At 67.0% G+C, this 26,543-nt stretch carries 26 protein-coding genes; 11 read left to right on the top strand and 15 right to left on the bottom strand.

Annotated features, from left to right (window positions below; all coding sequences use genetic code 11):
* Positions 1-50: 50 nt before the first annotated feature.
* A complete protein-coding gene (locus OPU67_RS01700) occupies positions 51-1,145 on the bottom strand; it encodes a fatty acid desaturase family protein (RefSeq protein ID WP_420708935.1) in 1,095 nt (364 codons plus the stop codon).
* Positions 1,146-1,261: 116 nt separating this feature from the next.
* On the opposite strand from OPU67_RS01700, the gene OPU67_RS01695 reads away from it, so the two are divergent.
* Positions 1,262-2,467 carry an N-acetyltransferase gene (locus OPU67_RS01695; protein ID WP_267617073.1) on the top strand — a complete coding sequence of 402 codons (1,206 nt, stop codon included), beginning with the start codon at positions 1,262-1,264 and terminating at the stop codon, positions 2,465-2,467.
* Positions 2,468-2,884: 417 nt separating this feature from the next.
* On the top strand, positions 2,885-3,673 hold the full coding sequence (locus tag OPU67_RS01690) for a response regulator (RefSeq protein WP_267617071.1): 789 nt from the start codon (positions 2,885-2,887) through the stop codon (positions 3,671-3,673).
* A 132-nt stretch (positions 3,674-3,805) separates the two neighbouring features.
* Here OPU67_RS01690 and OPU67_RS01685 read toward each other — a convergent pair whose 3' ends face one another.
* The gene (locus tag OPU67_RS01685) at positions 3,806-5,464 is read right to left on the bottom strand and encodes a CHASE domain-containing protein (protein ID WP_324255322.1); all 1,659 of its coding nucleotides are present in this window, start codon (positions 5,462-5,464) and stop codon (positions 3,806-3,808) included.
* 257 nt (positions 5,465-5,721) lie between these two features.
* Between OPU67_RS01685 and OPU67_RS01680 the strand changes: the two genes are divergently transcribed.
* Complete coding sequence (locus OPU67_RS01680) at positions 5,722-5,931, top strand: NepR family anti-sigma factor (RefSeq protein WP_267617070.1); 210 nt, start codon at positions 5,722-5,724, stop codon at positions 5,929-5,931.
* Entirely contained in the window at positions 5,928-6,551 is a 624-nt protein-coding gene (locus tag OPU67_RS01675) for a sigma-70 family RNA polymerase sigma factor (protein WP_267617069.1), read from the top strand. Before OPU67_RS01680 ends, OPU67_RS01675 begins: the two co-directional genes overlap by 4 nt.
* A gap of 163 nt (positions 6,552-6,714) precedes the next feature.
* Here the strand turns inward: OPU67_RS01675 and OPU67_RS01670 are convergent, their stop codons facing one another.
* A complete protein-coding gene (locus tag OPU67_RS01670) occupies positions 6,715-7,323 on the bottom strand; it encodes a superoxide dismutase (RefSeq protein WP_267617067.1) in 609 nt (202 codons plus the stop codon).
* An 80-nt stretch (positions 7,324-7,403) separates the two neighbouring features.
* Positions 7,404-8,702: a dicarboxylate/amino acid:cation symporter gene (locus OPU67_RS01665; protein WP_267617066.1), complete on the bottom strand. Its 1,299-nt coding sequence runs from the start codon at positions 8,700-8,702 to the stop codon at positions 7,404-7,406.
* A 99-nt stretch (positions 8,703-8,801) separates the two neighbouring features.
* Between OPU67_RS01665 and glmM the strand changes: the two genes are divergently transcribed.
* The 5 genes from glmM to thiD all read left to right on the top strand — a co-directional run bounded on the left by glmM (position 8,802) and on the right by thiD (position 13,341).
* Positions 8,802-10,139, top strand: a complete 1,338-nt coding sequence (gene glmM / locus OPU67_RS01660) for a phosphoglucosamine mutase (RefSeq protein ID WP_267617064.1) — start codon at positions 8,802-8,804, stop codon at positions 10,137-10,139.
* Positions 10,140-10,274: 135 nt separating this feature from the next.
* The gene (locus tag OPU67_RS01655) at positions 10,275-10,499 is read left to right on the top strand and encodes a DUF1272 domain-containing protein (RefSeq protein WP_267617062.1); all 225 of its coding nucleotides are present in this window, start codon (positions 10,275-10,277) and stop codon (positions 10,497-10,499) included.
* A gap of 138 nt (positions 10,500-10,637) precedes the next feature.
* On the top strand, positions 10,638-11,822 hold the full coding sequence (locus tag OPU67_RS01650; RefSeq protein WP_267617061.1) for a radical SAM/SPASM domain-containing protein: 1,185 nt from the start codon (positions 10,638-10,640) through the stop codon (positions 11,820-11,822).
* Between the two features lie 276 nt (positions 11,823-12,098).
* Complete coding sequence (locus OPU67_RS01645) at positions 12,099-12,455, top strand: DUF4440 domain-containing protein (RefSeq protein WP_267617060.1); 357 nt, start codon at positions 12,099-12,101, stop codon at positions 12,453-12,455.
* A 40-nt stretch (positions 12,456-12,495) separates the two neighbouring features.
* Complete coding sequence (gene thiD / locus OPU67_RS01640) at positions 12,496-13,341, top strand: bifunctional hydroxymethylpyrimidine kinase/phosphomethylpyrimidine kinase (protein ID WP_267617058.1); 846 nt, start codon at positions 12,496-12,498, stop codon at positions 13,339-13,341.
* 100 nt (positions 13,342-13,441) lie between these two features.
* Here the strand turns inward: thiD and OPU67_RS01635 are convergent, their stop codons facing one another.
* The 3 genes from OPU67_RS01635 to OPU67_RS01625 form a co-directional block, all read right to left on the bottom strand.
* Positions 13,442-14,326 (bottom strand): LOG family protein, encoded by an 885-nt coding sequence (locus OPU67_RS01635; protein WP_267617056.1) that lies wholly within the window; start codon positions 14,324-14,326, stop codon positions 13,442-13,444.
* Between the two features lie 310 nt (positions 14,327-14,636).
* The gene (locus OPU67_RS01630) at positions 14,637-14,861 is read right to left on the bottom strand and encodes a hypothetical protein (RefSeq protein WP_267617055.1); all 225 of its coding nucleotides are present in this window, start codon (positions 14,859-14,861) and stop codon (positions 14,637-14,639) included.
* A 2-nt stretch (positions 14,862-14,863) separates the two neighbouring features.
* Positions 14,864-15,682, bottom strand: coding sequence for a hypothetical protein (locus OPU67_RS01625; protein ID WP_267617053.1), 819 nt, complete (start codon positions 15,680-15,682; stop codon positions 14,864-14,866).
* A gap of 210 nt (positions 15,683-15,892) precedes the next feature.
* Between OPU67_RS01625 and OPU67_RS01620 the strand changes: the two genes are divergently transcribed.
* Entirely contained in the window at positions 15,893-16,201 is a 309-nt protein-coding gene (locus OPU67_RS01620; RefSeq protein ID WP_267617052.1) for a hypothetical protein, read from the top strand.
* A gap of 1 nt (position 16,202) precedes the next feature.
* Here the strand turns inward: OPU67_RS01620 and OPU67_RS01615 are convergent, their stop codons facing one another.
* Genes OPU67_RS01615 through kdpF form a run of 6 tightly spaced genes read right to left on the bottom strand, consistent with a single transcriptional unit; the run spans position 16,203 to position 23,871 of the window.
* On the bottom strand, positions 16,203-16,886 hold the full coding sequence (locus OPU67_RS01615) for a response regulator transcription factor (RefSeq protein WP_267617050.1): 684 nt from the start codon (positions 16,884-16,886) through the stop codon (positions 16,203-16,205).
* Complete coding sequence (locus OPU67_RS01610) at positions 16,879-19,518, bottom strand: sensor histidine kinase (protein WP_267617049.1); 2,640 nt, start codon at positions 19,516-19,518, stop codon at positions 16,879-16,881. The genes OPU67_RS01615 and OPU67_RS01610 overlap by 8 nt, the downstream gene beginning before the upstream one ends.
* A gap of 9 nt (positions 19,519-19,527) precedes the next feature.
* The gene (locus tag OPU67_RS01605) at positions 19,528-20,082 is read right to left on the bottom strand and encodes a potassium-transporting ATPase subunit C (RefSeq protein ID WP_267617047.1); all 555 of its coding nucleotides are present in this window, start codon (positions 20,080-20,082) and stop codon (positions 19,528-19,530) included.
* A 13-nt stretch (positions 20,083-20,095) separates the two neighbouring features.
* On the bottom strand, positions 20,096-21,754 hold the full coding sequence (gene kdpA, locus OPU67_RS01600) for a potassium-transporting ATPase subunit KdpA (protein WP_267617046.1): 1,659 nt from the start codon (positions 21,752-21,754) through the stop codon (positions 20,096-20,098).
* Positions 21,755-21,772: 18 nt separating this feature from the next.
* Complete coding sequence (gene kdpB / locus OPU67_RS01595; protein ID WP_267617044.1) at positions 21,773-23,782, bottom strand: potassium-transporting ATPase subunit KdpB; 2,010 nt, start codon at positions 23,780-23,782, stop codon at positions 21,773-21,775.
* The gene (kdpF, locus tag OPU67_RS01590) at positions 23,782-23,871 is read right to left on the bottom strand and encodes a K(+)-transporting ATPase subunit F (RefSeq protein WP_267617043.1); all 90 of its coding nucleotides are present in this window, start codon (positions 23,869-23,871) and stop codon (positions 23,782-23,784) included. Before kdpF ends, kdpB begins: the two co-directional genes overlap by 1 nt.
* 248 nt (positions 23,872-24,119) lie before the next feature.
* Here kdpF and OPU67_RS01585 point away from each other — a divergent pair, with 248 nt between their 5' ends.
* The gene (locus tag OPU67_RS01585) at positions 24,120-24,959 is read left to right on the top strand and encodes a transporter (protein ID WP_267617042.1); all 840 of its coding nucleotides are present in this window, start codon (positions 24,120-24,122) and stop codon (positions 24,957-24,959) included.
* Between the two features lie 237 nt (positions 24,960-25,196).
* Here OPU67_RS01585 and OPU67_RS01580 read toward each other — a convergent pair whose 3' ends face one another.
* Together OPU67_RS01580 and OPU67_RS01575 are read right to left on the bottom strand one after the other, a co-directional pair.
* Positions 25,197-25,361, bottom strand: a complete 165-nt coding sequence (locus tag OPU67_RS01580; protein ID WP_267617041.1) for a hypothetical protein — start codon at positions 25,359-25,361, stop codon at positions 25,197-25,199.
* A 289-nt stretch (positions 25,362-25,650) separates the two neighbouring features.
* Positions 25,651-26,532, bottom strand: a complete 882-nt coding sequence (locus tag OPU67_RS01575; protein ID WP_267617040.1) for a DJ-1/PfpI family protein — start codon at positions 26,530-26,532, stop codon at positions 25,651-25,653.
* Positions 26,533-26,543 lie beyond the last annotated feature (11 nt).

Raw genomic sequence — 26,543 nt, 5'->3', positions numbered from 1 at the left:
GGTGGGGGGCGGGGCGGGGGGTCTGCGTCGCGCGTCAGCGCGACCAGGAATCAGGCCCGCCGCCCCATGGTGCTCTTCGCGATCCGTCCGACCAGCGTCAGCATCCCCGGATGGTTCGCGCCCTCGTAGGTCGAGCCGGCGCCAAGCTCGCGCGCCAGCCGGCGGTGGGCTTCGGGGAGGTCATGGTAGGGCATCGAGGGCATCAGGTGATGCAGCGCATGGTAGCGCAGGCCCACCGGCGCCCAGATCTCCGCCGCAAGGCCCGGCGGGGGCACGTTGACGCTATCGAGGAACTGCGCGGTCACCGTCATCGCCTCGCCCTCGTTCTCCCACAGGTGCGCGACCAGCGTGCGCAGCTGGTTGAGCACCGCGGCAACCGAGAGGATCGCGAGCCCCGTCGCGAGCGGCTGCCAGCCGAACACGAACACGCTGGCGATCAGCAGCATCGCCCACAGGCTCGCCCCCGCCTCCTGCCAGCGCACCCGGCCCGCGAATTCGCCCTCGGGCGCCTTGCGGCGGAACTCCGGGTTGATCGACAGCGAGGAGAAGCGTTCCCAGACGAAGGTGCGCAGCGGCGCAGCCACCAGCCCGAGCGGGTAGAGCACGCCGAAGCGCACGATCAGTGCCACCGGCAGCAACATCGCCACGAGCACGAACAGCGGCAGGCTCCACGGCTTCATCAGCGCCAGCGGCAGATATTCGGGATCCTCGACGGTGCCGTATTGCGTGCGCTTGTGGTGAATGGTGTGGACGCCCTCGTACATGAAGGAGGGGGTGAGCATCGGGATGCCGACCAGCAGGTTCCAGCCCGTGCGGAAGCCGGGCAGGGCGTCGCGGTGGATGTGGGTCAGCTCGTGGATGAACATCAGTGCCCGGTAGAGCGCGAGCGATGCGACGAGGCCCGCCACCAGCTTCAGCCCGATGCCCGGCGCCATGATCGCCGCCGCGATGCCGGCATAGCCGACGCCCGCCGACAGCAGCATATCGGTCCAGTAGATCGCCGGCTTCGCCACGCCCAGCCCCTTGGTGAGGTCGCGCGCGGCGCGCAGCATCGCCTTGTCGTCGGCGGCCATGAACTGGACGCGGCTCGCCCTGACGGTCGGGACCGGCATGGCGTCGGGGCTGATGGTCTGTTGCACGGTCATGATCGAATGGGTCCTGAGGTCTGCCCTACCCGAAAAACGGGGCGGGGCCAAACGCGGCTTGTTGGTCAAAGTGATCGATTGCCTTGCGCGATTGACGCCGGCGCGACACAGACGCCTTGACCAAGCGCAATGACGAGGACGACCCGGTGACGGATGCGGCAAGCCACACAGGCGAGATAGTGATCGAACCCGTCACCGACAAGCGCGGCCGGGCCGCCTTCGTCGATCTGGGCCGCGCCTTTTCCGCGCGGCTGGAGCACTATGTCCCGCAGCTGCGCTCGGAACAGCTGGAGCTGGTCGATCCGGGCAAGAACCCCTTCTTCGGCCATGCGCGGGTGCAGCTGTTCATCGCCAGGCGCGCAGGCCGCGCGGTGGGGCGCATCTCGGCCCATATCGACGAACTCGCGCTCGCCGTGCCGGCTGCCCAGGGCTTCGGCCCCGGCACCGGCTTCTTCGGCTATTTCGACGCGGAGGACGAGGCGACGGCCCGCGCGCTCCTCACCGCTGCCGAGGGCTGGCTGGCGCAGCAGGGCATGACCCGCGCGCTCGGCCCGATCTCGCTGTCGATCTGGGAGGAGCCGGGCCTGCTGGTGCGCGGGCAGGACCATGCGCCGATGCTGATGATGGGCCACCACCCCGCGCATTATGCCGCGTGGATCGAGGCGGCGGGCTACGCGCGCGCCAAGACGCTCTACACCTACGATCTCGATATCTCGAAGCCCTTCCCGCCGCTGGTGCAGCGGATCGTGCAATCCGGGCACAAGAACGCGCGGATCACGGTGCGGCCGGTGCGCAAGGCCGATTGGGACGCGGAAGTGGCGACAATTCTCGGCATCCTCAACGATGCCTGGTCGGAAAACTGGGGCTTCGTGCCCTTCTCGCCCGCCGAGGTCGCCTATGCGGGCAAGAAGCTGCGGCCCTTGATCTTCGAGGATCTCAACATGATCGCCGAGGTCGACGGGCGGCCGGTCGCCTTCATGCTCACCTGGCCCGACATCAACGCGGCGCTGGCACGGATTCGGGGCAAGCTGTTCCCCTTCGGCTGGCTGCATATGCTGCGCTGGCTGCGCCACCCTAAGGGCGCAGGGATGCGCGTGCCGCTGATGGGGGTGCTGAAGGAGCTCCACAACAGCCGCCTCGCCAGCCAGCTCGCCTTCATGATGATCGAGCAGATCCGGCACAATGCGAACACCCGCTACGGATCGACGCGCGGCGAGATCGGCTGGATCCTCGAGGACAACCAGGGGATGGTGGCGATCGCCGACACGATCCAGAGCAAAATCAACCGCGAATACGCGATCTACGAGAAGACGCTCGGGTGACGCGATCGCGTTGACGCGCGATGCTGACCGCCCGCCACGCCTCCCCACCCGGCCACCAATGGTACACCATGCTGTGGTGGCCGAGTGGGGAGGCGGGGCGGGCGGTCTGCGTCACCGAAGATGGCCCCAACGAAAAAAGGCCTCCGTTGCATACACAACGGAGGCCTTTCGGGATCGTATCACCAGCCGCTTGGACGGGAGGGGGGTCTCGGCGGTGACAAAGCTAGAATGACCGGCTCGCGCAACGGTTCCCGCGCTGCGCAAAATTTTTTTGGTCGGCCCCATTTTCCTCGCAAGCTGCGGTTATATCGAATGTTTGTCGGAGAGGGGCGACGCGGCTGGCCTGACCGTCTATGCATCGAATCGGACGGGTCCCGCGCGTTGCGGCGCATCGTCCCCATGCAAAAAAGGTAGCCTATGTCCCTTGCCAGCCAGATCGCCGCCAACCTGCCCTTCCTGCGCCGCTACGCCCGCGCGCTCACGGGCTCGCAGACCACCGGGGATGCCTATGTGCGCGAGATGCTGGAAGCCGCGCTGGCCGACGAGGCGCTGAAGGCGAGCCTCGCGGGCGGGCGCGTGCCGCTCTACCGCGCCTTCGGGAAGCTGTGGGCGAGCGGATCGGGCAGCACGGAGCTGGCCGATGCCGCGAGCGAGCACGAGGCCGGCGCCCAGGCGCGGCTCGGCGTCATCACCCCGCCCGCGCGCCAGGCGCTGCTGCTGACCACGCTCGAGGACTTCACCATCCCCGAAGCGGCCCAAATCCTCGACCGCACGCCCGACGAGGTCGCCGCCCTCGTCGCCGAGGCGATCGGCGAGATCGACCGCGAGCAGGCGACGAGCGTGCTCATCATCGAGGACGAGCCGCTGATCGCGATGCAGCTGGAAGACCTTGTCACCAGCCTCGGCCACACGGTGAGCGGCACGGCCGCGACCCGCACCCAGGCGCGCGAGGCGGTGGAGTCTGCGATGCCGGGGCTGGTGCTCGCCGACATCCAGCTTGCCGACGGTTCCTCGGGCCTCGATGCGGTGGACGACATCCTCTCGGTCGGCACGATGCCGGTGATCTTCATCACCGCCTACCCGGAACGCCTGCTGACCGGCGACCGGCCCGAGCCGACCTATCTCGTCACCAAGCCCTTCCAGGAAGCGACGGTGCGCGCGGCGATCAGCCAGGCGCTGTTCTTCGGATCGACAAGGCCGTTGTGATGCGATCGCGCTGACGCGCAATGCAGACCGCCCGCCCCGCCTCCCCACCCGGCCACCACATCATAGTGGTACTATTGGTGGCCGGGTGGGGAGGCCGGGCGGGCGGTCTGCGCCACCGAAGGTGGCCGAAAACTAGGGCTTCCGCACCCGCCGGTCGCGTTCTCTCTCCCTGATCCGGAACCCCACGGGCCGCCGGACCGGAACCCGCAGCACGCAGCGCACGCCGCCGGGGGCGAAGTCGAGCTTTACCGGCTGGCGCAGCTCGTGGGCGACGACCTTCTCGATGAGATCGGTGCCGAACCCGCGGCGGCGATCGGCGGCGACCGGGGGCCCGCCGACCTCCTGCCATTCGACCTCGGCCCAGCTGATTTCGCCGGCAGCCTCGCCGCTCGGATCGCCGGCTCGCTCGGGCCCGCGCTGCCAGCGGATCGTCACCTGTCCGCCGGGCACGCTCAGCGCGCCGTATTTCGCCGCGTTGGTCGCCAGTTCGTGAACCGCGAGGCCGAAGGACAGCGCGTCGTTGGGGGCAAGCTCCAGATCCGGCCCCTCCAGCAGGATGTCCTCGCCCAGCACCTCGCGGAAATGCTGGAGCTCGGCCTCGATGACCGCGCGGATCGGGGTGGTGCCCCATTCGGTGACGGTCAGCAGGTCGTGCGTCGCCGACAGCGCGCGGATGCGACCCTGGAGGCTGTCGGCGAAGTCGTCGAGGCTCGTCGCCCGGCGCCGGGTCAGCGACAGGATCGACAGCACGTTGGCGAGCGTGTTCTTGACCCGGTGGTTCAATTCGCGGGTCAGCGAGTTCCTGATCGAGTGCTGCTCCTCGAAGAAGGCGAGCCGCGCCTGGTCCTCGAAGGCCTGCTGGGTGAGCAGCCGCGCGAGCAGCATCAGCAGGCTGGCGAGCGCCAGGCCGAACACCAGCGTCACCATCGACAGGGGCGAGAGGACATTGGCCTCGCCGTTCTCGACCACCAGCATCAGCTTGCGATCGGCGATGTTGACCGCCTGCTCGACCGTCGCGCGCGGCGCCCCGCCGACCGATCGGGCAACCAGCAGGTGGCCGGTATCGACCTCGCCGTCATAAAGCCGCACGCCGAAGCGATGCTCCCCCTGTCGGTCGATCGCTGCGGAGAGGAATTCGCGCGCGCGCAGCGGGGTATAGACAAAGCCGGCGAGCCGGTTGCCGCGCACCACCGGCATATAGATCGCAAAGGCAGGCGCCGTGCCGCTGGTCTCCTGCATCAGGATGATGCGGCCCGAGGCGGCGGGCCGGAGATTGAGCTCGGCCTCTGCCATCGCCGCGGCGCGATTGGGATCGGAATACATATCGTAGCCGAGCGCGCGGCGGTTCAAGGCCGTCGCTGGGGCGAACATCGCCACCGGCGCGATCCGCCCGATGCTGCTGGTAGGGGCGGGATAGACATCGGGATAGGAGGGCTGGCTCTTGCGGGTCGCGGCGATGAAGGCGGGGAGATCGCGCGCCTCGATCACCGGAATCCAGCCGATCCCCTCCGCGCCCGAATATTCGGTGTTGAGCTTCAGCACCCGCACGAAATTGTCGAAGGTTTCGGGGCTGACCTCGCCAAGGCTCGCGAACAGCGCCGCGCCCGCCCTGAGGTAGGAGGCAAAGCCGCTGCCGCTGCGGTCGAGCGCGGCGGCCACCCCTTGAGCATAGGCGCGCATCTGCGCACCCTCGCGGGCGCGGGCATTGCTCTCGATCGCAAAGACCGACAGCGCGGTGATCGCGGCGATGGCGAGGAAGATCGCCAGCGGGATCGCGCGCGGGTAGAGCACCAGCCAGCGCCGGGCCCTCCCTGCGCTCCCCGGGGGCGGAGCGGCAGGGTCATTCGCGGACGAAACAAGGGCGGGCTCGATGACGGATGATCCTGTGCGGCGGGTGGGGGAACCAAACTGGTAGCGCATCGTTGCTGAATCGTCCAAACTCCGCTCGTCGGGAATTGGGCACAGCATATTGCGTCGCCCCTTCCGCAGCGACCTCGGCTCCGGTTGGGGAAGCCGGCACGACGGGATCAGGGACGATTTAAGCGACAATGGCCTCCAATCAGTCACAGGGCGCAGACGGCGACAGCCGCGAGGGGACCGGCCGAGGCCGGGCTCCGGAATGGGCCGATGGGCTCAAGCAGCTCTATGATGCGGTGGTCGAGGAAGCGCTGCCGGACAGTTTCAAGGACCTGCTCGACAGGCTCGAGGGCGTGCCCCCGACGCGCGGCACGGGTGACCGCAAGGACGCCGACACATGACCGATGGCGGCCGGCCCGAGACTTCGCGATCGGCCGCGGAGCAAATCGACTTCAAGCGCGAGCTGACGCAGGTCGTCCCGCACCTGCGCGCCTTCGCGCGGGGCCTGTGCGGCCGGCCCGACCTCGCCGACGATCTGGTGCAGGAGACTTTGCTCAAGGCGTGGGCGGCGCAGGACCGGTTCGAGCCCGGCACCTCGATGCGCGCCTGGACCTTCGTGATCCTGCGCAATGCCTACCTCACCGATATGCGCAGGAACCGTTTCCGCGGCGAATATGACGAAGGCGTGGCCGAGCGCATCCTCACCGCGCCCGCCGGGCAGGAGGAGCCGCTCCACCTCTCCGACTTGCACCGGGCGTTGTTGACCTTGCCGGCCGAACGGCGCGAGGCGCTGCTGCTGGTGGGTGCGGGCGGGTTCTCCTACGAGGAGGCGGCGGCGATCTGCGGGTGCGCGGTCGGCACCATCAAGAGCCGCGTCGGCCGCGCCCGCGCGACGCTGACCGAAATGCTCGCCAACGGGGCGATCCCCCGGCGTTCGACCGACGACGATGTCGCCCACCGCGCGATCCTCGAGGAACTGGACGAGGTCGCGGCGGGTAACGGGGTAAGCACGCGGGGGTAGGCAAGTCTCACAAGTGTCGTGATCCCAGCAAAAGCTGAGACCCAGAGCTTCATAATGCAACGCTTGTCACTCTAGGCCCCAGCTTTCGCTGGGGTGACGCGCAAAAGGAAAGGCCCGGAAGCGCTTCCGCTCCGGGCCTTCCCCTTGTCCGGTCACATCGGCCTTATTCGTAGGTCCACACCGTGCCGCGCGCGAGGTTCTCGCTCGCGAAGGCCCAGTTGAGCTTCGTCTCGACCACCGCGTCGAGGTAGGCGGGGCGCTTGTTCTGGTGATCAAGGTAGTAGGCGTGCTCCCACACGTCGAGCACCAGCAGCGGGTTCATCCCCTTGTCGACGAGCGTGTCGGCGTCGTGCGATTCCTCGACCGAGAGCTTGCCGTCCTTCTCGGCGAGCCACACCCAGCCGGAAGCGAAGTGGCCCGCGCCGCGGTCCTTCAATTGCTGCTTCAGATTGTCGACCGAGCCGAAAGCCTCGTCGATCTTGGCGGCGAGTTCCGCCGAGGGCTCGGTGGTCGAGGGCGCCAGCGAGTTCCAGTAGAAGGCGTGGTTCCAGGTCTGCGCGGCGTTGTTGAACAGCCCCTGGTTGCTGCCGCGCGCGGCGGCGATGATCTCTTCCAGCGACTTGTCGGCGTGATCGGTGCCCTCGATCGCGGCGTTGGTCTTGTCGACATAGGTCTGGTGGTGCTTGCCGTGGTGGAACGACAGCGTCTCGGCCGAGATGGCGGGCTCGAGCGCGCTGCTGTCATAGGGAAGCGGGGAAAGTGCGAAAGCCATGGTGATCTCCGATGGTCGTCAGTGTGAAGAACGGCGTGTTCTCGTAGCAGCAACGCAGATGAGGCCTGCGGGTTGCAGCTTCAAGTCTCGGCGTTAGCCTCGTCGGCGGTGCGGTCAACTGCGCTCGTCACCGCGACGTTCATCGTGACATTGCCGAGCGTGCGCATCAGGTCGGGCAGCATCTCGACCGCCACCAGCAGCGCGAGCGGCTCGACCGGCACGCCCATCGCGAGCGCGATCGGGCCGATCGAGACGACGAAGCTGATCGAGCCGGGGAGGCTCACCGCGCTGAGGCTGATGACGCTCGCGATGAGGATGCCGGCAATGGCGACGGTGGGCGATACCTCCACCCCGGCGAGCGCCGCGATATAATTGACCACCGCGAGGTTCATCGCCGCGCTGGTCGCCCGGAAGATCACCACCGCGAGCGGCAGGACGAACTCGGCCGTGGCGGGCCGGAGGCCGAGGCGGCTGGAGGAATCCAGCATCGCCGGAAGGCTCGCCAGCGAGGACTGGGTGGACAGCGCCACCGCCTGCGCGGGCAGCAAGGCCTTGGCGAAGCTCGGGAGGCCCTTGCCGCCAAGCAGCCCCGCGACGACATAGGCGAGGAAGAAGATGAAGGTCCCCATTACGGTGACGGTCACGACATAGTGCCCGAGCGCGGCGAAGGCCCCGCCGCCGCTCTGGACGCCCACCCCGTAACCCAGCGCCAGCACGCCGACGGGCGCGGCGGCCAGCACCCAGCCGATGATCAGCAGCATCGCGTTGCCCAGCGCGTGGAAGAAACCAAGCAGCCGCTCGCCCTGCTCGCCCGGCAGATGGGTGATGGCGACCGCGAACATCACGAAGAACAGCGTCAGCGGCAGCATCGCGGTCTCGGCGGCGGCGGCGACGATATTGGGCGAGACGAGCGAGGCGAGGAAATCGAGCACCTTGGGCACCTCGCCCACGCTTTGAGGCGTGTTCGCGAGGAACGCCCCCGCGCCCTGCGGCACGGGAAAGGCGCGCAGCAGTGCGGGCATGGCGATCGAGGTGAAGGCCCCGCCGGCCAGCTGCACGAAGACCATGATAGCGATCATCCGGCGTGCCGCCGTGCCGACGCGCGCGGCGAGGATCATCTGCGTGAGACCCAGCACCAGCAGCGCCGCGACCAGCGGGATGATCGTCATTTGCAGGGCGCGCAGCCACAGCCCGCCGACCAGGCCGGCGATCGCCGCCACCTCCTCCGGCGCGCCGAACGCCCCGCCGATGATCCCGAGGCCCAGCCCGCCCACCAGCGCGGCGAAGGTCAGCGTCACCGGCAGGCGGATCTCGACCAGCGCGAACCGCCCGTGGCCGGCGTGGTCCGCGCCGGCCTCTAGATCTTCACGTTCCTGCAATGCCCTGTCCTTATGCGGGCGCAGCGCCCTTCCCTTCGGGCCCTAACCGCGCCAGAAGCGCGAGACAACATGGGCCGCGTGCAGACGACAGAGGATTTGATGGCAAGAAAGCTGTTCGGAACCGACGGAATCAGAGGCCGTACCAACGAGGGCGCGATGACCGCGGCGACCGCGATGAAGGTCGGGCAGGCCGCCGGGCGCCACTTCGTGCGCGGCGGGCACCGCCACCGGGTGGTGATCGGGAAGGACACGCGCCTGTCGGGCTACATGGTCGAAAGCGCGCTGGTGGCGGGCTTCACGAGCGTGGGGATCGACGTCATCATGACCGGCCCGCTCCCCACCCCCGCCATCGCGCTGCTGACCCGCGAGATGCGCGCCGACTTGGGCGTGATGATCTCGGCCAGCCACAATCCCTTCGCCGACAACGGGATCAAGCTGTTCGGCCCCGATGGCTTCAAGCTTTCCGACGAGGCCGAGCTCGAGATCGAGCGGCTGATGGAAACCGACATCCCGCTCGCCCCGCCCGAGATGATCGGCCGCGCCCGGCGGATCGAGGACGCGCGCGGGCGCTACATCCACGCGGTCAAGACCTCGGTCGCCGCCGAGATCAGTTTCGACGGATTGAAGGTGGTGGTCGATTGCGCCAACGGCGCGGCCTATCAGGTGGCGCCGTCCGCGATCTGGGAGCTGGGCGCCGAGGTGGTGACGCTCGGCGTCAGCCCCAACGGCACGAACATCAACGACGGGGTCGGTTCGACAGCCATCGCCGCGCTCCAGGCGAAGGTGGTCGAGGAAGGCGCGGATATCGGCATCGCATTGGACGGCGACGCCGACCGCCTGATCGTGGTCGACGAGAAAGGCCGCGCGGTCGACGGCGACCAGATCATGGCGCTGATCGCCGGGCGGATGCAGGATCGCGGGAGCTTGCGCGGCGGCGGCGTGGTGGCGACGGTGATGAGCAATCTCGGGCTCGAACGCTACCTTGCCGGGCGCGGGCTCGAGCTGATCCGCGCCAAGGTCGGCGACCGCTACGTGCTCGAGGCGATGAAGGCGGGCGGCTACAATGTCGGCGGCGAGCAATCGGGGCACATGATCCTGCTCGACTACGCGACCACCGGCGATGGCACCGTGGCGGCGCTGAGAGTGCTGGCGAGCCTCGTGCGCTCGGGCAAGCCGGCGAGCGAGCTGCTGCACGTCTTCGACCCCGTGCCGCAGCTCCTGAAGAACGTGCGCTACGAGGGCGGCACGCCGCTCGAGAACGAGGCGGTCAAGGCGGTCATCGCCGAGGCCGAGGCATCGCTCGCCGGCAAGGGGCGCCTCGTGATCCGCCCCTCGGGCACCGAACCCGTCATCCGCGTGATGGCCGAAGGCGACGACCAGCGCGAGGTCGAACACGTGGTCGACACGATCTGCGAAGCGGTGCGGGCGGCGCTTTAGGAAGGGGAACCCGTTCGTGTCGAGCCCTTCGGCAGGCTCAGGCTGAACTGCCGACATTCTGTCGTCAGTCGAGACACGGGTCGCCCAGGCCTCTCGACTGCGCTCGAGGCGAACGGAACTTGGAGATTGAGGCAGATGCTCGAAATGCGTCCCGATTGCGAGATGTGCGGCGCGGGCCTGCCTGCCGAGGCGCCCTGCGCCTTCATCTGCTCCTTCGAATGCACCTTCTGCGCCGAATGCGCCGAGGACTTGGACGACCGCTGCCCCAATTGCGACGGCGAGCTGATGGACCGCCCGACGCGCGCCAAGGCGCTCCACGCCAAGTTCCCGCCGAGCACCGAGCGCAGGTTCAAGGGGTGAGCGCTGGCGCGTATCGTCTTTTGTAGTGGCGATCGTCAGCTGCACGATGATCACGCCCCGTGCGTGCGCCAGTGGTCTTGTGGACTTGGCTCGCCAGCGTGTGTAGTTGAGCGTGTCTATAGAACCGACGAGACAAGCATGGCGTCCCTCCAATCGCAAGTTGTTGACGATCTTTACCAGTCGTTGCTTCGGCGCGCTGCGGACCCCGATGCCATAGCGGTCGGGACGGCTTTCCTCGACGACGGAGGTACCGTCGCCGGCCTACGCCAGATGATCCTTGCATCGGAAGAGTACAAATCAAAGAATCCTCTGCTTGATCACCACCTCGCACACATTCCCGAGGTCTGGAACCAGCACAATATTTCTTTCTTCACGCACCGGGGACGCTTCCGTCCACTCAGTTTGATGATCGAGACGGTCAATATCTGCAACAACGATTGCCTGATCTGCCCATACTCTTCGCAGACCCGCCGCAAGCAGGCGATGCCGCTTGATCTGTTTGCCGATATCGTCGATCAATACGTGGAAATCGGCGGCGGTCCGGTTGGATTGACGCCGATGGTGGGGGAGCTTTTCCTGGACAAGCTTCTCCTGGATCGACTGCAGATCCTCAGAAAGACATCTGCGATCAGCGAAGTCTCCGCGATAAGCAATGCGAGCATGGCTTATCTTTATTCTGACGAGGAACTGACAGAGCTGCTATCTTACTTCGATCGGATCGCGATTTCGATATACGGCCTCGATCCCGACGAATTCAAGTTGATGACCCGGAAAGACGGTTACGGCCGCTTTCGCGAGCAATTGGTGCGCATCCTTTCCATCATGGGTCCGGAGCGCGTCACGCTCGGCGCTCGGCTGCTGCGCCAGCGACCGGAACCGGAAGTCAGCGAATGGTGCAATGCCCTGGCGCAGGAGGCAGGCGTCGACAAGGCGAAGGTCCGCATGAGCACGACGACGACGTATGCGAACTGGGGCTTTTTCGACACGACGCGCGCGCTCCCGCTCGACGCAAGGTGGGAGCCGGACAGGCAAAACACGGCGCAATGCGCCCTTCCCTTGATCAGCCTGCAGGTGCTGTCGGATGGGACTGTGTCTTTTTGCGGATGCGCGAACTTCGATGGCAAGTCCGAACTCACCCTGGGCAATGCCAAGGACCGACGCCTCAGATCGCTCCTCGACGATGAAAGAGTCCGCCAGCTATGGAACTGGTCCAAGTACGGGGTGCCGGAATTTTGCAAGGGCTGCACCTTCCATATGCCCGTGAAGGCGCTCGAAGGGTTGCCCCAAGCCTTCGCGGAGCCCCTGGCCACGTTCGGAGGATAGCGGCATAGCGCCGCAGCGATGTGCGAAGGCATCGTCGCTCGGGCCCCCGTGCCGATTCTCTCGCGCGTGCTGTAAGATCAGCGGTACGCCCGGCAGCAACGGCTTGCCATGCTTTCTCGTTGACCAGCCTCCCTCCCCCTGTTCGCATCCTCGCCATCGCGGGATCGGGTTCGCCCGGCCGCCCGTCCCGGTCCATGCACGGCAAGCCCCACGGCGCGAAACCTTCCCGCCCCCGGGCACCTTTGCGATGCGCAGCGCCACAACGAGGAACACGCCATGGACAACGCCCGCATCTGGGAATTCGAGGAAAGCCTGTGGGTCGGCGAAGCCGAACACTACCGCGACCTGATCGACCCCGAATGCCTGATGGTCCTGCCCGCCCACCCTTTCGTCTTCACCGGCGAGGAGGCGATCGCAGCCGTGCAGGACACGCCCCGCTGGGATGCGGTCGCCTTCAGCCACCAATCGGTCGCGCGGCCGCAGGAGGGGCTGATCGTCATCAACTACAAGGCCGACGCGCAGCGCGGCGATCAGGCCTACACCGCCTATTGCACGAGCACGCTCCGCCGCCTTGCGCATGACGAATGGCGCGTGGTGCAGCACCAGCAGACCGTGCCGCTGACCCAGGGGTGACTGGCGCGCGTCACGGGTGGTAGGGGCGCGGCGGAATGCTATGGCTGACGGCATGAGCCATTCCGCCGCCCCCCACCCTACCCGCATCCTCGCCATCGCCGGTTCGGACTCCTCGGGCGGCGCTGGCATTCAGGCTGATATCAAGACTATCACCATGATGGGCGGCTACGCGATGACCGCCGTCACCGCGATCACCGCGCAGAACACGATGGGCGTGCAGGGCATCGCGCCCATCGCACCCGCGATGGTCGCGCAGCAGATCGCCGTCTGCGTCAGCGACATCGGCGTCGATGCGGTCAAGATCGGGATGCTGCACGATGCCGAGGTGATCGCCGCCGTCGCCGCCGCGCTCGCGCCGCTGGCGGTGCCGGTGGTGCTCGATCCCGTCATGATCGCGACGAGCGGCGCGGCGCTGATCGAACCGGACGCGCTCGAAGCCTTGCGCGCCCTGCTGTTCCCGAGGGCCAGCCTCATCACCCCCAACCTTCCCGAACTCGCCGCGCTCGCCGGTCGCTCGTTCCACGGAACGGATTCGATGATCGCGGCCGCCGGGGAACTCGCCGAGGCGAGCGGCGCGGCGGTGCTGGCGAAGGGCGGGCACGCGGACGGGGCTAGGATCACCGACGTGCTGGTGGTGCCCGGCCAGGCGCCGCTCGCCTTCGAACACGCGCGGATCGACACGGTGCACACCCACGGGACGGGCTGCACCCTGTCATCGGCGATCGCGACGCTGCTGGGGCGGGGCCTGCCGCTCGCCGAAGCCGTAGGCGAGGCGCGCGCCTTCGTCTTCAAGGCCATCGCGGCGGCGCCGGGCTACGGCGCGGGGCATGGCCCGCTCGGGCATCAGGCGGTGCGGGGGGACGACCTCTCAAGCCGCTCGCCCTGAGCCTGTCGAAGGGCCGTCTTTCACTTGAGCCTGGCGTGAGGGTAGCAGGGCAAGACAGCCCTTCGACAAGCTCAGGGCGAGCGGACCATGGGGGTAGTCCTCAATCCGCCGTCGGATCCTTGATCTCGTAGAAGTCGCTGATGCACTTCCACGCTTCCTCGGCGGTTTCGCACCAGGTGATGAGGTCAAGGTCGCCCTTCGAGATCACACCCTCCTCGGCGAGCGCCTCGAAGTTGACGACGCGCTCCCAGAACTCCTTGCCGAACAGGATGATCGGCATCGGCTTCATCTTGCCGGTCTGGACGAGGGTGATAAGCTCGAAGAACTCGTCGAAGGTGCCGAAGCCGCCGGGGAAGACCGCCACCGCGCGGGCGCGCAGCAGGAAGTGCATCTTGCGCAGCGCGAAATAGTGGAACTGGAAGCTGAGGTAGGGCGTCACATAGGGATTGGGCGCCTGTTCGTGGGGCAGGACGATGTTGAGCCCGATCGATTCGGAGCCTGCGTCCGACGCGCCGCGATTGCCCGCCTCCATGATCGACGGGCCGCCGCCGGTGGTGACGACGAACTGCCTCAGCCCATTCTCGATGATGCCCTTCTCGCTGACCAGCCGGGCGAGGCGGTAGGCTTCCTCGTAATATTTCGCCTTTTCGGCGAGACGCTCGGCCACCTTCCTGTCGTAGTCGTCGCCGTCCCTGGCTGCCGCCAGCCGTGCCTCGGCCTGGGCGGGCGAGGGGATGCGGGCCGAGCCGTACATGACGAGGGTCGAGCCGACGCGCGCCTCGTCGAGCAGCATCTCGGGTTTCAGCAGCTCGAGCTGGAAGCGCACCGGGCGCAGTTCGTCGCGCAGCAGGAAATCGGTGTCGCGGAAGGCGAGCTTGTAGGCGGGATGCGCCTGCTGCGGGGTGCGCTCGGGGCCGCCCTCGGCGAAGCGGGTTTCCTCGCCGGCACGGTAGAACTTGCGGTCGGTCAGGTCGTTGTCGGTCATGCCCAGCCCCCTGCCAGACCCCCGCTAGCCCCGCAATAGCCGAGGCTTGCGGGCGTGTTTCACGTGAAACATCGCGGGCGGGCGGGGAGAGGGAGCGCTGGTGGTGGTGGTGGCTGGATGCCCCGCAAGGATTCGAACCTTGATTGACGGACCCAGAGCCCGCGAAGCAGTATTGAAGACGTTAAGTTTTTCTCGGTTGTGTTGCAGCCGTGTTGCAATGAAATGCGGGGGACCGAGCTGTAGCCCTCATCGGCCCTCCCGCCAATCATCATCGCATGGCCTTCAACAGCGCCTTCCGCTTCCCGGCACGCTAGACAGTGACGACAGTCGAGCCTTCCACGACAAGCCGCGCCCCCCGCAGACGATCAAGGCGCCGCAGCATCGTGCGCAGCTGTTCCTCCACCCTTCGGCACTCTTGGTCGCAGACAAGGTAGCCATCTTCGACCTCCGTCCCGAGCTGCATGATGATCTCGGTGTCGTCGAGCTTGAAACCACGCTGCGCGAACCGCTCGACCGCATGTTTGGTGACTGCCAAGCTCATGCACCTGCCCCCTCGTCTTCGGTCGCCGCCAGCGTGTCCTCGATCTCGCGACTAAGCTCGTCGAAGAATGCGTCACTTTCCCCTTTGCGACGATTGCCCTCCTCCCTGATCCACCCGGCCCGTTCGGAGCCGGTCCCCTTGAGCAGGTTGGCGGGGATGTCGCGGAACGGAAGACGGCCTGAGAGGATGTGCTCGGCTGCCTCAGCGTCACCGTCGAGCCACTCGATCGCGTCGGACCGGCAAATCTCGTAGTGGGGCTCGAAGTCCAGCCACCAAGTCTCGAAAGTCACGTCGTCGGGCATCTGAGGGATGAGGCTGGCCAGCGCGTCTGAAAGAGGCACCCGCCATCCGTAGTCGGGATCGAGAAATTCGCGGGTCGCACCTTCCAACTCCAGGCCGAAGATGTCGCACCGCCGAATGGAGCGCTCTTCGAGAAGCAGGAGTTCGTCATCGATGCGTTGCGCGTCGTCGAGGTAAGACGGAAGGGCGTCACGCATCTTTGTCTCGGCGTCGCGAAACCCCCGCATCCGATCACGCCTCTGCTGGAGACTTGTTTCCGCGGCCCACATGAAGAGGAATGGCGCGATCTGCACTACCTGCGACGGAGTGACACTGTAGCGGAGCGCGATCAGGGAGAACGAATTGCGGATGCGGTCGGATATCGGCTCGTCGATCAGGGCCGCTTTCCGGTCATCCGAAAGGGACGCCGCCTCTACTTCCGCAGATCCGAACTGGATCGCGCATTCATCGCGCAGGAGGCGGCGTGACAGGTGCCTCGCAAAAACCCGTCGCCAGATGCACGAATAGAACGCCATGTCGGCGCGTAAGATCTCCGCAAGCAGGCTTCGTGACCACAAGGGTCCACGGCGACGAAGGCCACGGCGGAATGCCCAGAAACGCCAGCGCAATGTGCTCCTGGAGCGCAAAGACGCGATGCTCGAAGTGCTGTATCGCGATGACGCTGAACGCGCCATGATCCACTCCGCCATGGCCTCGCGGCGATGCTCGGGTCCGCGCCGACCTGCATGGCGAGCTACCACCCGATCGCAGGCTGGCTTGCCCACGTCGCCCCCGTCCATCGCCTGCGGCTTTACCGCTCGCTCGACTACCGCGGCATGGAGATCCTCGCGGCCGCTCCTAACGAGGACGTCGCCAAGGCGATCTACAACACCACCCAGTTCGCGGCGCTCCAAGCGAGCCACCAGTGGTATATCGATGAGGTGAGCACGGAGCAGGCCGACGAGCGCTCGCCGGAGATCAAGCGGCTGCTGGAGGGCGAGCAGATCGGCATCGTCGATTTCGACGAGGAACTGGAGCGGTGGTTCGTCTGGTAGGTCATGCCCCGGCGATGCGGTAGCCTACCCCCGGCTCGTTGACGATGAGTCGGGGTCTGCCAGGATCGACCTCCAGCTTGCGCCTGAGCGCGCGCACGGCAACGCGCAGATAATTGAGGTCGTGGCGGTGGGCTGGTCCCCAGACTGTCTCCAGCAGCCGCTCGTGGGTCACGACGCGGCCTGGCTTGTCGGCGAGCGTCCAGAGCAGATCGAACTCGCGGGGGGTAAGCTCCACGGCGCACTCGCGCACCGTCACGGTGTGGGTCTCGCGGTCGATGTGCCCATCCGCGAAGTCCCGGCGCGCGCTGTTGGCGAGCGGCCCGGCCTTGCGCCGGAGCGCGGAGCGGATCCGGGCAAGAAGCTCCTCGCTGTCGAAGGGCTTGGTAACGAAATCGTCGGCACCGAGGTCGAGCGCGACAACCTTTTCTTGCGTGGCATCGCGAGCCGTGAGCACGATCACCGAGAGGCCGAGCGCGGCGAGTTGGGGCACCACCTCCAGCCCGTCGCGATCGGGCAGGCCGAGATCGAGCAGCGCGACCAGCGGCGCCGGTGTTGCCTGCGCCAGACGCAGGGCTTCGGCGGCGGTCCCAGCTTCGGTATGGGTGATCGCCGCGCGGTCGAGCGCGCCGACCAGCAGGCGGCGGATGGCCGGTTCGTCATCGACGATGAGGACGTCCTTACGCATGAACCTCGCTCTCTGCCCCGGGATCGAGCGGCAGGGCAATGGCGAACTCCGCGCCGCCACCCGCACGGTTGCTCGCTGCAATCGTGCCGCCGAGCGCCTCGACAAAGTTCCTCGCGATCCACAGCCCCAGACCCGATCCGCCAACGCGGTCGCTGCCTTCGAGCCGCTCGAAGCGGTCGAACAGCGCCTCATGGTCGGCGGGAAGACCCGGCCCCCGATCAAGCACGCGGCAAATCGCCGACGTATCGTCGCATTCGAGAGCCACTTCGATCGGGCGCTCCTCCGGCGAGAATTTGAGCGCATTGTCGAGCAGATTAATCAGCGCATGGCGCAGCAACACTGGGTCGGTGGAGATCAGCGGACAAGCGGGATCGACGCGGGTGACAACCCTCCCGCCGCTCTCGCTCTGGCGCAGGTCACGCAGAACGGCAGCAACGATGTCGGTGAGATCGACAGTTTCCGGTCGCGGCTCGATCCCTCCATCCTCGATCCGTGAGGCTTCGAGCAGGTCGCCGAGGAAGCGCTGGAGGCGGCGCGCCTCGCTGCGGGCGATGCGGACCTCCTCAGCGTAGATACCCTTGTCGGGGATGGCCTCGGCGGCGGCGATGACTGCGGTGAGCGGGGTCTTCAGATCGTGCGCGATGCTGCCGAGCAAGGCCCCCCGCAGCCGGTCGCGCTCGCGCAGCGTGCCGACCTGCCGCGCCTCCTCCTCGAGCACCAGCCGCTCGTGGGCGAGCGCCGTCTGGTCGAGCAGCGAGGCGAGGAGGGTCGCATCGTCGGCGCGGATCACCCGGCCTTGTTCGCGGCGGGCGAGACCCAGTGCGCCCATCAAGCCTAGGGAGGTCTTCAAGGGATGGAATTGCCAGTCGGACGCATTGAGCGTGCCAGTGTCGCGTCCGGTAGGAACAGCTTGCTCCAAGGTCCAGCGAGCAGCGGCTTCATCCACCGTATCGAGAGCGGTGTAGCCTTCGTTGCCACGCAACACCAGCCGTTCACCCTCCCGCGCGACGATCACCGCTTCGACATCGAGCAGTGCGCCGATCTCGCGGCAGGCGACGCGGGCGGTTTCGTCCCGGTCCGAGATACCGCCGAGCAGCCCCGCATATCGGGCCAGTGAGGCGTTGAGGCGGGCCACCCCGGCACTGGTTTCCGCTTGCCGCCTGACCCGGCTGGCCAGCGCGCCAATAATCATTGCAACGAGCGCCAGCACGACGAAGGTGACGACGTTAGCGCTATCGCTGATGAGAAGGGTGAAACGCGGTGTGGTGAAGAAGTAATTGTAGGCGAGAGCCGCCCAAAGAGCCGCCCAGAGGCCCGCCGACGTCCGCAACAGGACAGCGGCAGCAATCACCGGCACCAGTAGCGCCATGTCGATAACGGCCGGGGGCACCAGACCCTCGGCGGCGAAGAGCACAGCGACGGCGATGGCGACCGGCACCAGCGCCAGCAGGGGCGCCTGCCATGGATTGGCATCGCGGTCCTGCGCAGGCTTCTCGTCGGCCTCGTCCAGCGGAACGACATGCACCGCCACGCCGCGCGCCTTGCGGATCACGTCCTGCGCGACCGAACCGTGGCGCCATTCGAACCAGCGGCTGCGGCGGCTCTTGCCGATCACGATCTGGCTCGCCCGCAAGTTCCGTGCTTCATCCACCAGCGCCTGCGCGACATCGGTTGCGGCCACGGTTAGCAGCGAGGCACCGAGCGAAGAGGCAAGCGCAAGGTTCTCGGCCAGCTGCTCGCGCTGCTGCCCGGCGATGCTGCGCGCACCCCCGCTTTCGACCACCACCGCGGTCCACGGCGCGTGGGCGAGGTCGGCGAGACGCTTGGCATGGCGCACCACCTGCGCGCCGCCTTTCCCTGCGCTGATCGCCACCAGCAGCCGCTCGCCCACCGTGAAATCGCCCTCGGCGCCGGTGAGGGCGAGTTCGTCAAGCAGTCGGCGGTCGACCGATCCGGCGGCGAAGCGCAGCGCCAGTTCGCGCAGGGCGGCGAGCTTGGGCAGGGTGAAGAAGTTGGCGAGCGCGCGGCCCGCGGTCTCGGGCAGGTAGACCTTGCCCGCCGTCAGCCGCTCGATCAGCGCCTCGGGAGGAAGATCGACCAGAATGATCTCGGCCGAGGCGAGGATCGAATCCGGCACCGTCTCGCGCACCCGCACATGGGTGAAACCAGCGACGACGTCATTGAGGCTTTCGATGTGCTGGATGTTGAGCGTGGTGGCCACGTCGATCCCGGCGACCAGCAGTTCGGCGACATCCTGCCATCTCTTGGGGTGGCGACTTCCCGGCGCATTGGAGTGGGCGAGCTCGTCAACAAGGATGAGGTCAGGGCGCCGTTCGAGCGCGGCGTCGATGTCGAACTCTTCGAGGGTGTGCCCCTCATAACGGATGCTTTTGCGGGGCAGCACCGCGAGGGGTTCGAGCAGCGTCGCGGTTTCGCTGCGGCCATGGGTCTCGGCGATGCCGACCACTACGTCTTTGCCTTCGGCCCGCTTGCGCGCCGCTTCCTGGAGCATCCGGTAGGTCTTGCCGACCCCCGGCGCCATGCCGAGGTAGACTGTCAGCCGCCCGCGCTCCCCGCGTTGCGCGAGCCGGAGGAAGCGCTCGGCGTCGTTGGCAGGGCGGCTGGTGTTCATGGGGCTGGACTACCGCTCCTGCCGGTCGAGCGCCAGATTGAGCTGGAGCACGTTGACGATCCGTTCGGGGGCAAGCGGCCCGCCGACGCTGGTCGCCTCGGCTTCGATCAGCCGCTCCACCTCGCCGCGCGACAGGCCCCGCGCCTGGGCAACCCGTTCGGCCTGGTAGAGCGCACCGGCGAGACTGATGTGCGGATCGAGCCCGCCACCCGAGGCCGCCACGAGATCCGCAGGAAGCGGCCTGTCCCGCGTTGCACCATAGGCGGTGATCGTCTCCTCGGCGCGCTTGGTCAGATCGGGGCTGGTCGGAGACTTGTTGCTCCCCGCCGCACCCATTGCGTTGTAATCGACGGCCGACGGACGCGGCCAGACATAGCGCGGGCTGGTGAATTTCTGCGCGACGAGCTCGCTGCCCACCGCCTTGCCGCCGACCGCGATGATCGAGCCATTGGCACCAAAGGGGGCGGCGACTTGCGCAAAGCCGAGGATCAGCCCGGTGTAGAGCACCACGCAGACGAGGAAGGTGACCAGCCACAGCCGGATCGCGGGAAAGATGTATTGCATCGGGATTAGCTCCTCAGCGCATCAGGGTGACATGCTCGGCGATCGGGCCGAGCGCGGCAGCGGGGAAGAAGGTGAGCGCGCCGAAGATCACGATCACGACGAAGAGCATCACTCCGAAGGTCGGCCCTTCGACACTCAATGTGCCCGCGCTCTCGGCGCTGCGGCGCTTGGCCATCAGCGAGCCGACGATGGCGAGCGGCACGATGATCGGCAGGAAGCGCGCGATCAGCATGACAAGGCCGGTGGCGATGTTCCACGCGGGGGTGTTGTCCCCCAGTCCCTCGAAACCCGAGCCGTTGTTGGCCGCGGACGAGCTGAGTTCGTAGAGGATCTCGGAAAACCCGTGCGCGCCGGTGTTGTTGAGGGTGTCGAGGCCCCAGGGGGTCGCGGCGAACAGGGCGGTGCCGCCGAGGATCAGCAAGGGATGGCTGATGAGGGCCAGCACGACCAGCCGCATCTCGCGGCCTTCGATGCGGTGACCGAGATATTCGGGCGTGTGCCCTACCATCATGCCCGCCACGAACACCGCGAGCGCGATGTAGAGGAACATGTTGATCATGCCGACGCCGACCCCGCCGAAGGTCTCGTTGAGCCACATCCCCGCCATCGGCACGAGCCCGGTGAGCGGGTTGAGGCTGTCGTGCATCGCCCCGACCGAGCCGTTGCTCGTCGCGGTGGTGAGGACCGCCCAGAGCGGCCCGGTAATCGCTCCGAGGCGCAGTTCCTTGCCTTCCAGGTTGCCGATGTCCTGCTGCACCGGAAGGTCGGCGAAGGCCATCGTCGGCGCGCTCTCGAAGGTGGCGGCGGCGGTGAGCTTGATCACGAGCAGCGCGGCCATCACGCCGAAGATGACCGCTGCGTGCTTGGGGCGGCCGATGATGCGCCCGAACATCCAGACGCAGGCCATGGGGATGAGGATGAGCGAGACCATTTCGGCGAGGTTCGACCAGAAGCTCGGGTTTTCGAGCGGGTGGGTCGAGTTCGGCCCGAAGAAGCCCCCGCCGTTGGTGCCAAGCTGCTTTATGGCGACGAAAGCCGCCACCGGCCCGCGCGCGATGGTTTGCGTGGCGCCTTCCAGCGTGGTGACGCTGGCCGCCCCGTCGAGGGTCATCGGCACACCCGCAAGCGCCAGCCAGACGCCCACGACAATCGCCAGCGGCAACAGCACGCAGAAGGAGGCGCGCTGCACGTCGAGGAAGAAGTTGCCCATGCTGGACTGCCCCCCGATACCCCGCGCCAGGGCAGCAAGCGCCGCGATGCCGGTCGCGGCCGAGACGAATTGCAGCCACATCAGCCCGCCCAACTGCGCGAGGTAGCTCCAGGTGCTCTCGCCCGAATAGTGCTGGAGGTTGGTGTTGGTCGTGAAGGAGGCAGCGGTGTTGAACACGAGGTCGATGCTGGCCGCACCCTGACCGTCGGGGTTGAAGGGCAGGAGATGCTGGGTGGCGAGCAGCAGGAAGACGAAGCCGAACATCACCACGTTGAAGGCGATGAGGCTGAGCGAATAGGTCTTCCAGTCCTGCTCTCCCGCGCCTCCCGTGGCGGCAGTGAATAGCCGATCGGCAGCGGCGAAGCGGCCCGAGAACAGCGCGGCCATGTATTTGCCGAGCGGCCACGACAGGAGCGCCGTGCCGCCGACGACGAGGATGATGGTGAGGATGCTTGCAAGCATGTCAGATTCCTTTGCGGCTCAGGCGAGGCCGAGGCCGGCGACAGCGAGGTCAATGAGCTTGATGCCGACGAACGGCGCGATCACGCCGCCGCCGCCGTAGATCGCAAGGTTGCGCAGGAGCTGGCTCGCCGCGGGCATGGGGCGGTAGGCGACACCCTTCAGTGCCAGCGGCACCAGCAGGGGGATGATGATCGCATTGAAGATGATCGCCGATAGGATCGCACTGTTGGGGCTCGCCAGCCCCATGACGTTGAGCGCGCCGAGCCCCGGATAGAGCACCACGAAGATCGCCGGCAGGATCGCAAAATACTTGGCGACGTCGTTGGCGATCGAGAAAGTGGTGAGCGCGCCGCGCGTCATCAGCAACTGCTTGCCGATGCCGACCACCTCGATCAGCTTGGTCGGGTCGCTGTCGAGATCGACCATGTTCCCGGCCTCGCGCGCGGCCTGGGTGCCGGTGTTCATGGCGACGCCGACATCCGACTGGGCGAGTGCAGGCGCGTCATTGGTGCCGTCGCCGCACATGGCAACCAGCTTGCCCTCGGCCTGTTCCTTGCGGATGTAGGCAAGCTTGTCCTCGGGCGTCGCCTCGGCGAGGAAGTCGTCTACCCCTGCCTCGGCGGCGATAGCGGCGGCGGTGAGCGGATTGTCGCCGGTGATCATCACCGTGCGGATGCCCATGCGCCGGAGTTCGACGAAGCGTTCGCGAATGCCCGCCTTGACGATGTCCTTGAGGTGGACCGCGCCGAGCAGCCGCCCGTTCTCGACCACCGCCAGCGGCGTGCCGCCGGCCTGCGCGATCCGGTTAGTGACGCGGCGCAGTTCGGTAACGGCGGCTTCGGGGTAGTCCCCAAGGCGAAGAACGGCATCGACCGCACCCTTGCGGATGCTGCGACCCTCAAGGTCGATGCCGCTCACCCGGGTCTGGGCGGTAAAGCCCACCACCTGGGCATCTGCCGAGAGGGGTTCGCCCGCACCCGCCAGAACCACGATGGAGCGTCCCTCCGGCGTCTCGTCGGCAAGGCTCGCGAGCCGGGCGGCGCCCACCAGATCGGCCTCGGCCACCCCGGTCAGCGCCACGAACTCGCTCGCCTGCCGGTCGCCGATGGTGATCGTCCCGGTCTTGTCGAGCAGCAGCGTGCCGATGTCCCCCGCCGCTTCCACCGCACGGCCCGACTTGGCGAGCACGTTAAAGCGGATCAGCCGGTCCATCCCGGCGATACCGATGGCGGAGAGCAGCCCGGAAATGGTGGTCGGGATCAACGCCACGAACAGCGCGATCAGCACCGGAATGGCGATGCTCCCGCCAGCATAGGCAGCGAAAGCGGGTAGCGTGCCGACCGCGATAAGAAACACGAGCGTCAGGCCGGTGAGCAGGATCGTCAGCGCGATCTCGTTCGGCGTCTTCTGCCGGCTCGCGCCTTCCACGAGCGCGATCATCCGGTCGAGGAACCCGCTGCCTGGCTCGGCAGTGACCCTGATCTGAAGCTGGTCGGAGATGACGGTCGTCCCCGCCGTCACCGCCGAACGGTCGCCGCCCGCCTCGCGGATCACGGGCGCGCTCTCGCCGGTGATCGCAGCCTCGTTGACCGAGGCGACCCCTGCGACGACCTCACCGTCTGCCGGGATCTGCTGCCCGGCGACCACGATCACGACATCGCCGCGCTTCAGCTGGGTTGCCGGGATCTCCTCGGTGATGCCGCGCTTGTCGATCCGGTGCGCGACGAGCTGGTCCTTGGTGGCCCGAAGCGAAGCGGCCTGCGCCTTGCCGCGCCCCTCGGCCAGCGCCTCGGCGAAATTGCCGAACAGCACCGTCACCCACAGCCAGACCACCAGCTGCCCCTCGAACAGGATGTCGCCCGTGCCCATCGACAGGTGGTAGAACAGGATCAGCGTCGCCGCCGCCGCAACCACTGCGGTGGCGAACATCACGGGGTTGCGCGCCAGCGTGCGCGGATCGAGCTTGACGAAAGCATCGCGCGCGGCCGGGCCGATCAGCGCCCGGTCGAACATGCCGGAGTTTGCCATCAGAACCGCTCCGGGCGCAGCAGGACGAAAGTGAGATAGGCGAGCAGGCCGAGCGCGACCAGCGCGGCCAGCAGGAGATCGAAGGTCATGGGGACTCCCAATGCGCAAACACGATGAGGCCCCATGCCGCCAACCAACGTGAAATCTCGCCGCTGGAAACCGGCCTTGCGCATTAAATCTGCGTGAAATCAGCCCGCGAACCCAGGCCGGAATGTCACGCCTTCACGCAGATTTCACGCGATGCACGGTGTTTCCGCATCGCGATTTCACATTGGCTGGCGCCATTGGCGCGGCATCGGCGGCGCAACGATTGCCGCGCTTCAAGAGGAATTGCGTGATGAATCTGTCGAACCTGCCGCTCGCTGCAACGGCGCTGCTTGCAAGCCTTGGCGCGCCGCTCGCCGCTCAGGAAACGGATGCGCCGGTCGCCGAGGAAACGGTCGCTCTGGACCCCGGCCCGATCTGCACCGACCGGCCGACCAAAAGCAACGCGGTCTGCACTGTTCCCGAAGGCATGGTGCAGGTCGAAGCTGATCTGTTCAGCTGGAGCCGGATCGCAACCGGCCCCGCCCGCGCTGACGTGCTGCTCTATACCAACCCGACCGTGAAATACGGCCTCGGCACCAACAGCGACATCCAGCTGAACATCGCGCCGCTGGTCGAGGTGCGCACCCACGCGGGCGGCGAGACCGTCAGCCAGACCGGCGTGGGCGACCTGACGGTGCGCTTCAAGCAACGCCTCACCGGCGCCGAGAGCCGCGTGCAGGTCGCCCTGCTGCCCTTCGTCAAGGCCCCCACTGCCGAGATAGGCATCGGCAATGGCGAGTGGGAAGGCGGCCTGATCGTTCCGGTGCAGGTGCCGGTCGGCAAGGCCACGCTGACGCTGGTGCCGCAGCTCAACCTGCTTGCCGATGCCATTGCGCCCGAGGACCGCCATCTGGAGCTCCAGGGCGTGGTCAACCTCGCCTATCCTATCGCCGCGCGCACCACGATGGCGGTGGAACTGTGGACCTCGCAGAACTGGGACCCGGCCGGGACGGTGCGACAGTATTCGGCCGACGCGGCGCTGAGCTACCTTCTGTCCGACGAGCTACAGCTCGATGTCGGCGGCAATTTCGGCCTTAACCAGGCGACGCCCGATGTGCAGGTCTATGTTGGGATTTCGGCGCGGTTCTGATGAGGTGTGGTGGGTGCATCGACACGGGGTTGTGGCACCTGCCGTGAACCCTGGGAGACAAACGGCGGCGGAACCTCCCCAGACCTTGTTGACCATACGGCTGCGTTTGCATACGTCGCCTGGAGGATGGAAGTCCGAGGTTTTTCCGACCCATCGCACCCGGGTGCCGGCAATCAGGCGGGGTCCGGGGTCTTCCCCCATCCAGCAAGGTTTGCCACCGCTACCGACGCCGTGAGCCTACAGCAGCGCAAGCAGGCGCGCGTCAAAGGCGTCGGCGCCCGCAAGGGTCGGGTAGAACCGCGGCGCGGGGTCGCGTTCGAGGCGGTTCGGCACCGATTTGTCGTCTCGGATGCACGGGTCCAGAGGCAGCTGCGTCGGCCCCTTCTTGCGGAGTTGGAGCACCGCCTCCTTCCAGCACGGCATCAGCAGCTCGCGCCAGAAATGCCCCGCGAGGCGCTCGCAGCAGAATAGGAACTGATCGTGGCGAGTGGGTTACCGACGGCCCTCGCATACGGCAGCTATCGCGTTACGCCGTGAGGATGGAGGTCGTAGACCGGATCGCCAAGCGGGTTTCGGGATGCGGCATCGGCCCCGCTCATGGACGGTCGTGGGTGGACTGGCGAATGGCGGCTTCCCGCCTAGTCGATTAGGCTGGGCAGCCTTGTGCAGCCCAGCCCGCTCGACCGACCACTCAGGTCTTTGCCAGATCCCGGAATTGCTCAGCGACAGGGGCGAACATCTGGCTCATCATGTTGCCGACCGGGGCCGAAGCGGTGGTCATCGAACCGGCCACAATCGGCGGCTCGGGCGCGTATTCGGCCTGGAGCACCAGCGCCTCGGCATAGTCACGGCCGCGCAGCTGTTCGGTCAGCGCAATGGCGAAATCGAGCCCCGCCGAAACGCCTGCGCCGGTCAGGATGTTGCCGTCCCTGACCACGCGCTCATTGACGGGAATCGCGCCGAAATCCTCCAGCACCGGGAAGGTTGCCCAGTGCGAGGTCGCGCGCTTGCCCTTAAGCAGTCCGGCCTTGCCGAGGATCATCGAGCCGGTGCACACGCTGGTGATGTGCTTGGCGCGCGAGGCGCGGTCTTTCACCCAGGCAATGGTGCGCTGCGACTTCATCACGTCCATCGTTCCCGTGGTGCCGCCGGGGAAGAACAGCACGTCGAGATCGGCGGGGGTGTCCTCCAGCGTCACCGTGGGCGAGATCGCAAGGCCGAGGTCCGAGGCGACCGGTGCCAGATCGGCTCCGGTCGTCACCAGATGCACCTTCGCCCCGAACAGGCAGGCGAAGAAGTAGTGCGGGCCCACAAGATCGAGCGCGGTGAAGCCGGGGTAGAGCAGCATCGCGATCTGTTCGTTGCGGAACAGGTACTCGCCGAACAGGTCCTGCATCGACTGCTGATGCGCGGCCATCGCCTGCTGTTCCTCAAGGCTCGGCGAACCGGCGGCGGGGCTGTGGCCTGCATGGCCGGCGGCGCTCTGCGCCATCGCCTTTTCGAGCGCGAGCCAGGGAGCGAGCAGCGCCGCCCCCGTCATGCCGCCCAAGAGGGCGCGTCTGTCGAGTGTCATGGGTCTGTCTC

The organism is Erythrobacter sp. WG (assembly GCF_026586795.1).
Lineage (GTDB): Bacteria > Pseudomonadota > Alphaproteobacteria > Sphingomonadales > Sphingomonadaceae > Erythrobacter.
Note: the sequence above shows the minus strand (reverse complement) of the source record. Positions and strands in the feature narration are given on the sequence as shown.